The following is a 6,884-nucleotide window of genomic DNA, read 5'->3' as shown; positions in this document are numbered from 1 at the left end:
CAATAAAAACTTATACATTAAAATTAAAACATTCAAAAAAGACACTGAAAATAAACAATAATAATTCAATAATTTTAAGCCTATTTAATTACCTAGTTAATTTAAAGTCAATCATATTAATTTAAGGTAGAAAAATTGTCATTAAAGATTATATTATAGAAAATATTGGTACAAAGCTTACAGTCAAAAACTCGATCTTATAATAACCCGTAATCATAATAACTCATCAAGATTCAAGTTAATGAATTTCTTATTTAAAAAAATTACAAGGAAAAGTCATGCAACTCAACCCCACTGAAAAAGACAAATTAATGTTATTTACTGCTGGCATGGTTGCTGAACGCCGTAAGAACCGAGGCGTTAAGCTAAATTATCCAGAAGCCGTTGCATATATCAGTATGCTACTTATGGAAGGGGCTCGAGACGGTAAAAGCGTGGCTCAACTGATGAGTGAAGGGGCAACTTATTTAAGTGCTGAAGATGTGATGGAAGGCGTTCCTGAAATGATACATGACGTTCAAATTGAAGCCACTTTCCCTGATGGTACTAAATTGGTGACAGTGCATAACCCCATTATTTAAGTCCTTATAGACTATCAAAATGACTTAAATTAGATTGCCTAAATATAACTATAAAAACTAAGGACTATTATGAAAGCGGGCGAATATAAGATAAAAGCGGGAGAGATGGCCTTAAATGCTGGCCGTAGCGTACAGACAATAGAAGTTATAAATACTGGCGACCGTCCTATTCAGATCGGCTCTCACTATCACTTTTATGAGGTGAATGATGCACTAAGCTTCAATCGGGAAATAACAAAAGGCTATCGTCTTAATATTTTATCAGGTACGGCGGTTAGGTTTGAGCCGGGGCAATCTCGCGAGGTTGAATTGGTTGCTATAGCTGGCAAGCAAGAGATATATGGCTTTGCTGGTAGGGTAATGGGCGCTGTGGATATTAAAAAAACCTCGAATACGTCACAAAAAATGATTGATAGACGTATTCATGCTGAACATTATGGACCGACCACAGGTGATAAAGTACGCCTAGCTGATACCAACTTATGGCTTGAAGTTGAGTATGATCTAACCAGTCAAATTGATGATGACATTGGTAGTGATCATGGCTCAAATGCCACCCATTCACTAGATCCAAATAGAGACTCAATGCCAATTAGTGAAGGGCTTGGTAGTAATAACCATGGCATGAAAACTAAAGACGGTAGTAGTGATAATAGTCGTTCACAAGTGAGTATCGGTGAAGAAGTCAAATTTGGTGGCGGTAAGGTCATTCGTGACGGTATGGGACAGTCTCAATTAATGGCGGTTGAAGTCGCTGAGACAGTGATTACCAATGCTTTGGTTGTTGACTATACAGGTATTTATAAAGCAGACGTTTCCTTAAAAGATGGTCGAATTAGCGCTATCGGTAAAGCTGGTAATCCTGATATTCAGCCTGGTGTAACCATTGCAATTGGCGCTGCAACTGAAATTATCGCAGGTGAAGGTAAAATATTAACTGCCGGTGCTATTGACAGCCATATTCATTTTATTGCTCCTCAGCAATGTGAAACTGCCTTAATGTCTGGTGTGACTACCATGCTTGGCGGTGGCACTGGACCTGCTCAAGGTACACTTGCAACAACATGTACGCCAGGGCCTTACCACATCCATAGCATGCTCAAAGCCACCGATAGCTTACCGATGAATATTGGTCTACTTGGCAAAGGCAATGTCAGCGTTCCTGATCCTATCAAAGAGCAAATCGAAGCAGGCGCCATTGGTCTTAAGTTGCATGAAGACTGGGGTACAACGCCTCAAGCAATAGACAACTGCTTATCCATTGCAGATGATTACGACGTCCAAGTGGCCATTCATACCGATACGCTAAACGAAAGTGGCTATTTGGAGAGCACATTAGCCGCATTTAAAGACCGCTGTATTCATACTTTTCACACCGAAGGCGCTGGTGGAGGACATGCTCCAGATATCCTAAAAGCTATCGGTCAGCCGCATGTTTTGCCCTCTTCTACCAATCCCACACGCCCATTTACCCATAACACTATTGATGAGCATCTCGATATGTTGATGGTCTGCCACCACTTAAGCCCGGCTATTGCAGAAGATGTGGCATTCGCTGAGAGTCGAATTCGTAAAGAGACCATTGCCGCTGAAGATATTTTGCATGATACGGGAGCTATCTCAATGATGAGTAGTGACTCTCAAGCAATGGGACGCGTCGGTGAAGTCATTATTCGCACTTGGCAAACTGCTGACAAAATGAAAGCACAACGTGGTCATCTCAAACCTGATGCCTCCGCTCAACAAGAGCAAAATGATGGCCATATCACTTTAAGTGATATTGACCTTGATACTGATAATGACAACTTCCGTATTAAACGCTATATCGCAAAATACACCATTAATCCTGCTATTACCCATGGCATTAGCGATATTGTTGGTTCTATTGAAATTGGCAAATGGGCAGATCTAATTTTATGGTCGCCTGCTTTCTTTGGGGTTAAACCGGACTGCATTATAAAAGGCGGTTTAATAGCGGCAGCGCCAATGGGTGATATCAATGGGTCAATCCCGACTCCGCAACCAGTTCATTACCGTGGAATGTTTGCAAGTTATCCAAAAACGGTAGCACAGACTTGTATTACCTTTATGTCCCAGTCTGCTATTGATAAAGACGTTGATTCACAATTGCAATTAAATAAAGTGATTTATCCGGTTCACAATATTCGTAAAGTCCGTAAGAGCAATATGAAATTCAATAGTCATTGCCCCAAAATGGATATTAATCCAGAAACTTATGAAGTTCATGCAGACGGTGAACTATTGACTTGTGAGCCGGCAGACACTTTACCCATGGCGCAGCGTTATTTTCTGTTTTAAGCAGTTTATTTTAAGCAGTTTGTTCTAAACGGTTTGTACTAAGCCGTTTGTTCTAAGCCGTTTATAGAAGACGCTTAAATAAAAATAAACCTAACATATCCTATTTAAAGACGCATTGATACTTATGAAAATTTTTACCCAAAGACTTGATAGCAACCAATTAAGCACAGAGCAATTGGCCCGTCTTGACAGCCAAAAGCAAAATAAAAACTATCTTTATTTAGACTTTGATACTCGGCAACGCAGCCGCTTTAAAACGCTAAATGAAACTCAAGAATCTATCGGTATTGATTTACCTCGTACTGAAACTTTAAAGAGTGGCTGTGTATTGTCAAATCAACAAGGAGATCTTATTCAAGTGCTAGCTTCTAACCAACCGTTAATCTGTGTGACTGCCGATGATGATTTTACGTTGATGAAAGGGGCTTACCACTTAGGCAACCGTCATGTGCCGCTAATGATTACGCCAAAGGCTTTATATTTTGAACCAGATCATGTTTTGGAGGCGATGCTACAAAACTTAGGTCTTTATACCGAGCAAGTACAAGCACCTTTTGAACCTGAAACCGGGGCATATAAAGGCGGTCATAGCCATGTTCATAGTGACAGCCATGCTCATGCTCACAGCTATTCAGATGATAACGGGCATTCTACGCATAGCCATTCACATGACTGAAATAATCCCTAACTTATCTAAAGCCATCACGCCTCAAGCTAATAAATATAATATGACCCAGTTAAAAGATATTGATGTTACTGGTCGTTTACTGATGCTAGCATCTAGCAATCTCCCTATTGGGAGTTATACCTATTCTCAAGGTATTGAACCGGCCATTGAGGCAGCTCTTATTCATGATGAAGACAGTACGCTACAGTTCATGCAAGATTATCTTGAGCTTGCATTAATAGGCTATGAGTTGCCATTATTGGCTTTGATGATCAAAGCCCTGACTTCAGATAATGAGAAACTAGCACAAGCTTTAGGTGCAGATTATCATGCCAACCGTGAAAGTAAAGAGTTTGTTTATGAGTCCAGTCAACTGGCAATCTCTTTATCGGCTTGGCTTGATGAAGTATTAGATTTAAACGTACCTGATGAGCTTCTTGAGCATGGTTTTTTGCCACTTTTTGCCAATATATGTGCGCATTGGCAAGTAAAACCTGAACAAGCGATAACCACTTATGCCTTTGGTCAAATCGAAAATATGGTATTGGCAGCGGTAAAAACCGTTCCCCTTGGACAAATGGCGGGACAACGAATCATTTGGCAGTTGCAACAACAGTTAAGTCATCAAAGTTATCAAGTGGCGGATAATGTCAATCAGGCTTATGAACAATGTTTTAATCAGTCAAAAGGTATAGAGGTACAATTAGATATACACTCTCATTCTAGTCTGCACTCTGAAGATTTGAATCATACAATAGCAGAATTATACCAACACCTTAACATGTCGGCTAATTTGCCCAACTTAGCCATGTTGTCTTGTCAACATGAACGGCAATATAGTCGTTTGTTTCGATCTTAAAGCCACTTTACATACAATTATCAAAAAAAATAAAGGAAAAACTTATGGCACTTACCCCTAACAGTGAGCAACCACAAAACCAAAAAAATTCACAAGAGCAGACAACGTTATCTCCTCTGCGTCTAGGCATCGGTGGACCAGTTGGATCTGGCAAGACAGCCTTAACCCTTAGATTGTGTCAGCGTCTACGTGATGAAGTGAATATGGCAGTGGTCACCAATGATATCTATACCAAGGAAGACTCTGAGTTTTTGACTCGCAATAATGCCATGCCTGCTGATCGTATCCGCGGGGTTGAAACGGGTGGCTGTCCTCATACGGCTATTCGTGAAGATGCCTCAATTAATCTATCTGCAATTGCTGAGTTACAAGGTCAGTTTGACGGTCTGGAGCTAATCATTATAGAGTCTGGTGGAGATAATTTAGCGGCAACATTTAGTCCTGAATTATCCGATCTAACCTTATATGTCATTGATGTTTCAGCGGGTGACAAAATTCCTCGTAAGGGTGGCCCCGGTATCATGAAGTCTGATCTACTAATTATTAATAAAACAGATTTAGCCCCTTTAGTTGGCGCATCTCTTGAGGTCATGGCTCGTGATGCAGCGAAGATGCGTGGTGATAAACCGGTAGTATTTAGCAATATGAAAACTGGCGATGGTCTGGATGATATTGTTGCCTTTATCAAAGATAAGGGTATGATTGGAGCAGCATAAATAACGGTGGTAAGATATTAATTAGTCAAATATTTTCATCAGATATAATTTAATGCGCATAAAAAAGAGGACTTAAAGTCCTCTTTATTTTTTTTACTAATCGATATAAACGCTGAGGGCAATTTATAAATTAGTTTACGTTACATTCGTTTAAAACAACTAGCTACTAATTATAGTTGACGCTCTTTTTCATTAAGATCCATATCTCCTACAATATCTGGACCTTCATGACCTAACCAAGCATAAAGACCGCCGCCTATAGCAGCACCGATAATAGGCGCAACCCAAAATAACCATAACTGGGAGATACTCCCACCACCCACGAACAAAGCTACAGCTGTTGAACGTGCTGGATTCACTGAAGTATTAGTAATTGGAATACTAATTAAATGAATCAAAGTTAATCCAAGACCGATAGCAATAGGTGCAAAGCCAACAGGCGCTCGGTGATGGGTAGAGCCCATAATAATAATTAAAAATACTGCTGTTAACACCACTTCAGCGATAAAAGCCGACATCATGCTATAACCACCTGGTGAGAAATCACCAAAACCATTAGTAGCAAATGCACCTGCTTTAGTCGCATCTATTGCAAAGCCTGCTTGACCTGTGGCAATGAGATAGATAATAAAAGCACCAAAAACGCCGCCTAATACCTGTGCAATGATATAGCCAGGTAACTGTGAGGCAGGAAAACGCTTCCCTACCATCAGGCCAATACTAACTGCTGGATTAAAATGACCACCAGAGATATGACCAAATGCATACGCACCTGTCAAAACGGTCAAACCAAAGGCCAACGCCACACCTACAAAGCCTAGGCCTAGAGGATTGCCGTCACCTCCAAAGTTTGCAGCAAATACTGCACTACCACAACCACCAAGAACTAACCACATAGTGCCTAAAAACTCGGCCGCTAATTTTTTTGAATTTGTCATGTCACTTTCCTTGTAGAAGACGATTATCGTCTTTTATAAATTGTTATTGTTTTACTCATTTTATAATCAAATAAGAGGCCAAGCCATTAACATTCTCAACATTGATTATTAATTGATATCATCATTAGTGTAGATTTAATTAACGGCTTAATCTTAATTTAAACAAAGCAATTGTACCTGTGTTTTTTATTCAATGGTTAAGATTTTTTTGTTTTTTTACCATTACGACTTTAAAGTTTTCATATATAGCTTTCTCAATGTCAACTAAACATTATCTTAAAAGTTGTTTATATTTTATATAATTATCATACTAAGGATTAAATAATAGTCTGGCCAATGAAGTTTCTTATAATTAGTAACTTACTTAACTTATTATTAAGGCGTAATTACAATATGACCGAACATACTGACCAATTTACCGAATCTAGAAGCATGACGCGTTTGGCTGGTATTTTTATAATGATTGTAGCAGCAGCCACCCTGTTTTTTATCTTTACCATCAATGCAGAAACGGTTCCAAGAATTTATGTAGTACTGCCTTTTTTCTTAATGTTAGGGCTTGGTATAATGCTTTTTCCAATTAGTAAAGCTGAGTCGCTTCATCTTTACGGAACCACGCAAATGCCATTTAAACATATGCCACTTGGTTTAAAAGCATGCATAATTATGGGTGCATTATTTAGTGTAGTGCTGTTGATACTTTGAAGATAATTATGATCTCCACTATTAACTTGACTATTATCTTGCTGACCTAGTGTTTTGCTAACTTAGTGTCTTGCTAACCTAGTATCTTGCTTATTAGTA

At 39.1% G+C, this 6,884-nt stretch carries 6 protein-coding genes and 3 pseudogenes; 8 read left to right on the top strand and 1 reads right to left on the bottom strand.

Features of this window, described 5'->3' with window-relative positions; all coding sequences use genetic code 11:
• Positions 1-278: 278 nt before the first annotated feature.
• The 7 genes and pseudogenes from ureA (at position 279) to ureG (ending at position 5,142) form a co-directional block, all read left to right on the top strand.
• Positions 279-581 carry an urease subunit gamma gene (ureA, locus tag QZ265_RS08945; protein WP_296405444.1) on the top strand — a complete coding sequence of 101 codons (303 nt, stop codon included), beginning with the start codon at positions 279-281 and terminating at the stop codon, positions 579-581.
• A gap of 69 nt (positions 582-650) precedes the next feature.
• A pseudogene (locus tag QZ265_RS08940) lies at positions 651-956 on the top strand (urease subunit beta); the annotation flags it as partial.
• Positions 942-1,088, top strand: a pseudogene (locus QZ265_RS10960) (hypothetical protein); the annotation flags it as partial. The pseudogenes QZ265_RS08940 and QZ265_RS10960, both read left to right, overlap by 15 nt.
• Positions 1,089-1,256: 168 nt before the next feature.
• A pseudogene (gene ureC / locus QZ265_RS08935) lies at positions 1,257-2,900 on the top strand (urease subunit alpha); the annotation flags it as partial.
• A gap of 124 nt (positions 2,901-3,024) precedes the next feature.
• Positions 3,025-3,576 (top strand): urease accessory protein UreE, encoded by a 552-nt coding sequence (gene ureE, locus QZ265_RS08930; RefSeq protein WP_296405442.1) that lies wholly within the window; start codon positions 3,025-3,027, stop codon positions 3,574-3,576.
• 52 nt (positions 3,577-3,628) lie between these two features.
• Entirely contained in the window at positions 3,629-4,426 is a 798-nt protein-coding gene (locus tag QZ265_RS08925; RefSeq protein WP_296405445.1) for an urease accessory UreF family protein, read from the top strand.
• Positions 4,427-4,470: 44 nt separating this feature from the next.
• Positions 4,471-5,142 (top strand): urease accessory protein UreG, encoded by a 672-nt coding sequence (gene ureG / locus QZ265_RS08920; protein ID WP_296405440.1) that lies wholly within the window; start codon positions 4,471-4,473, stop codon positions 5,140-5,142.
• A gap of 170 nt (positions 5,143-5,312) precedes the next feature.
• Here ureG and aqpZ read toward each other — a convergent pair whose 3' ends face one another.
• On the bottom strand, positions 5,313-6,080 hold the full coding sequence (gene aqpZ, locus QZ265_RS08915; protein WP_296405439.1) for an aquaporin Z: 768 nt from the start codon (positions 6,078-6,080) through the stop codon (positions 5,313-5,315).
• 393 nt (positions 6,081-6,473) lie between these two features.
• Between aqpZ and QZ265_RS08910 the strand changes: the two genes are divergently transcribed.
• Positions 6,474-6,785: a hypothetical protein gene (locus tag QZ265_RS08910; RefSeq protein WP_296405437.1), complete on the top strand. Its 312-nt coding sequence runs from the start codon at positions 6,474-6,476 to the stop codon at positions 6,783-6,785.
• The last annotated feature ends 99 nt before the right edge of the window (positions 6,786-6,884 follow it).

This window comes from Psychrobacter sp. (assembly GCF_018260395.1).
Taxonomy (GTDB): Bacteria; Pseudomonadota; Gammaproteobacteria; order Pseudomonadales; family Moraxellaceae; genus Psychrobacter.
This window is presented reverse-complemented; position numbering and strand designations above follow the sequence as displayed.

Excerpts from the sequence above, each read along its gene's own strand:
- ureE (WP_296405442.1), top strand. The coding sequence starts at position 3,025 with ATGAAAATTTTTACCCAAAGACTTGATAGCAACCAATTAAGCACAGAG.
- ureA (WP_296405444.1), top strand. The coding sequence starts at position 279 with ATGCAACTCAACCCCACTGAAAAAGACAAATTAATGTTATTTACTGCT.
- aqpZ (WP_296405439.1), bottom strand. The coding sequence starts at position 6,080 with ATGACAAATTCAAAAAAATTAGCGGCCGAGTTTTTAGGCACTATGTGG.
- ureG (WP_296405440.1), top strand. The coding sequence starts at position 4,471 with ATGGCACTTACCCCTAACAGTGAGCAACCACAAAACCAAAAAAATTCA.
- QZ265_RS08910 (WP_296405437.1), top strand. The coding sequence starts at position 6,474 with ATGACCGAACATACTGACCAATTTACCGAATCTAGAAGCATGACGCGT.
- QZ265_RS08925 (WP_296405445.1), top strand. The coding sequence starts at position 3,629 with ATGACCCAGTTAAAAGATATTGATGTTACTGGTCGTTTACTGATGCTA.